We start from the raw sequence: 2,731 nt of genomic DNA on the forward strand, positions 1-2,731 counted from the left end.
CTCGCGGCCGCGCACGTCGCGCTGTCGCGCCCGCGCGCCGCTCGACCGTTCTGCCGGTTCTGGATGCGCGCGACCGCGCTGCTCGGGCTCGTCGGCGTCGCGTTCCATGCGCGCGGCGTCGCGCGGCAAATGGGCGGCTGGCGCAACTGGTCGCAGAACGTGCTGTCGGGTCCGCCGCTGCCTGCGCCGCCGGCGTTTACGGCACTCGCGATCGCGGGCCTTGCGGCGACGGCGCTGGCCGAACGGGAGGGACGATGAAGCGCGAGAACGAGCGCGCGGCCGTGCTGCCGCGCTATCCCGATTACGACGTGCTCGCGAAACGCGACACGCCGTCGTGGAACGACGCGACGCGTCGCGCGATCGACGCGCGGCTCAAAGTCGCGGCCACCGCGCCGCGCGCGCTCGACGCCGAGCGGTTCGCGACGCTGCGCGCACTCTGCGCGCGGATTGTGCCGCAGCCGGCCGGCAGCGATGCGATACCGACCGCCGCGCTGATCGATGCGCGGCTCGCGAACGACGAAGGCGACGGCTTTCGCGACGCGCGGCTGCCGCCGCTGCGCGACGCGTGGCAGATCGGCCTCGCGGCGCTCGACGCGATGGCGTATCGCGCGCATCGCGCGTCGTTCGCATCGCTCGACGGCGACACGGCCGACGCGCTGTTGCGCGCGGTGCAGCGTGGCGAGATCGATGCCGCGGATCGCGGCGCCTGGGCCGGCATGGACGCGCGCACGTTCTTCGCGAAACGCGTGCTGATGGACGTCTGCGGTGCGTACTACAGCCATCCGTACGCATGGAACGAGATCGGCTTCGGCGGCCCCGCGAGCCCGCGCGGCTACGTGCGGATGGACTTCAATCGGCGCGATCCGTGGGAAGCGCGCGTCGGAGGCGACGACGATGGCCGCTGACGCGCTGCTGTCCGCGACGACGCCGCGCGGCTGCGACGGCCGTGCACCGGACCCGCTGCGCATTGGCGGCTGGATGCCGATGCGCATGTTTCGCGACGACGATCCGGTCGACTTCGTGATCGTCGGCACCGGCGCCGGCGGCGGCACGCTCGCCTGCAAGCTCGCGGAATACGGCTATTCGGTCGTTGCGCTCGACGCGGGCGCGTGGTGGCGGCCGCTCGAGGAGTTCGCATCGGACGAGTCGCATCAGCGCAAGCTGTTCTGGACCGACGAACGCATCTGCGACGGCGCCGATCCGCTGACGCTCGGCACCAACAACAGCGGCCGCGCGATCGGCGGCAGCACCGTGCACTTCGCGATGGTGTCGCTGCGGTTTCGGCCCGAGTGGTTCCGCTCGCGCAGCGCGCTCGGCTACGGCGTCGACTGGCCGCTCGACTGGCGCGAGATGTGGCATTACTACCGCGAGGTCGAGCAGGCGCTGAAGATCAGCGGCCCGGTCCGCTATCCGTGGGGGCCGCCGCGCCCGCGCTATCCGTATCGCGCGCACGAGCTGAACGCCGCCGCGCTGGTGCTCGCGCGCGGCGCCGAGGCGCTCGGCATGGACTGGGCGCCGACGCCGCTGGCCACGCTGTCCGCCCCGCGCGGCCGCGCGCATCCGTGCGTGTATCGCGGCTTCTGCATCGCCGGCTGCGCGACGAACGCGAAGCAGAGCGCGCTCGTCACGTGGATTCCGCGTGCGGTGTCTGCTGGCGCCGAAGTGCGCGACCTCGCGATGGCGTTGCGCATCGAGGCCGAAGGCGATCGCGTGACGGGCGTGCACTATCGCCGCGACGGCCGCACGCGATTTCAGCGCGCGCGCAACGTCGTGGTGGCGGGCTATGCGATCGAGAGCCCGCGGCTGCTGCTGCTGTCCGCGAACGGCCGCCATCCGCAAGGGCTCGCGAACAGCTCGGGCCTCGTCGGCCGCTATCTGATGGCGCAGCTGAACCAGGCGTCGTGGGGGACGATGGATGACGAGGTGCGCTGGTACAAGGGGCCGCCGTCGTTGTCGCTGACCGAGCACTGGAACTACGTCGACGAAGGCAAGGACTTCTTCGGCGGCTACTGCTGGATGAGCCAGGGGCCGCTGCCGATCGAATGGGCGCGCAAGCTCGCGTCGCGCGGGCTGTGGGGCGATGCGCTCAAGCGCGAGATGGCGCGCTACAACTTCCAGGCGGGGCTGAAGATCGTCGGCGAGACGCTGCCGCGCGCGGACAACCGCGTGACGCTCGCCGACGAGCGCGACGCGTACGGGCTGCCGGTCGCACGCGTGACCTACGCGTACGACGACAACGACCGGCGCATGATCCGCCACGCGCTCGCGCAGATGTCGCGCGCGCTCGAGGCGGCCGGCGCGCGAGACATCTGGCACGAAGAGGACGACACCTGCCATCTCGCCGGCACCGTGCGCATGGGCGACGATCCGGCGACGAGCGTCGTCGATGCCGATTGCCGGAGCTGGGACATCCCGAACCTGTGGGTCTGCGACGGCTCCGTGTTTCCGACCGTCGGCGGCGTGAATCCGTCGCTGACGATTCAGGCGATCGCGTGCCGTACCGCCGATCGCATCCGCACGCTCGTCGCGCGCGGCGAAGGACACGCGCGTGCGCGGCGCCGCTGAACGGCGCGCGGGCACGGTGCCTGCGCGCCTCGCGCCGGGCCGCGCACCGCGCCGCCTTTCATTCGACAAGGAGGTTGGTCATGCCGATTCATTCCCACCGATTCGTCCGCCCGCTGCGCTGTGCGGCCGCCTGCGCGGCGCTCGCGGCGGGCGCGGCCGCGATGCC

General features: G+C 72.1%; 2 protein-coding genes and 1 pseudogene. All 3 read left to right on the forward strand.

What is annotated here, in order from left to right:
• A pseudogene (locus tag HMPREF3115_RS06345) lies at positions 1 to 258 on the forward strand (hypothetical protein); the annotation flags it as partial.
• Positions 255 to 905, forward strand: coding sequence for a gluconate 2-dehydrogenase subunit 3 family protein (locus HMPREF3115_RS06350; protein WP_070553769.1), 651 nt, complete (start codon positions 255 to 257; stop codon positions 903 to 905). The pseudogene HMPREF3115_RS06345 and the gene HMPREF3115_RS06350, both read left to right, overlap by 4 nt.
• Positions 895 to 2,565: a GMC family oxidoreductase gene (locus HMPREF3115_RS06355; RefSeq protein WP_070553771.1), complete on the forward strand. Its 1,671-nt coding sequence runs from the start codon at positions 895 to 897 to the stop codon at positions 2,563 to 2,565. Before HMPREF3115_RS06350 ends, HMPREF3115_RS06355 begins: the two co-directional genes overlap by 11 nt.
• The last annotated feature ends 166 nt before the right edge of the window (positions 2,566 to 2,731 follow it).

It is taken from the genome of Burkholderia sp. HMSC10F09, assembly GCF_001806955.1.
GTDB classification, from domain to species: Bacteria; Pseudomonadota; Gammaproteobacteria; order Burkholderiales; family Burkholderiaceae; genus Burkholderia; species Burkholderia multivorans.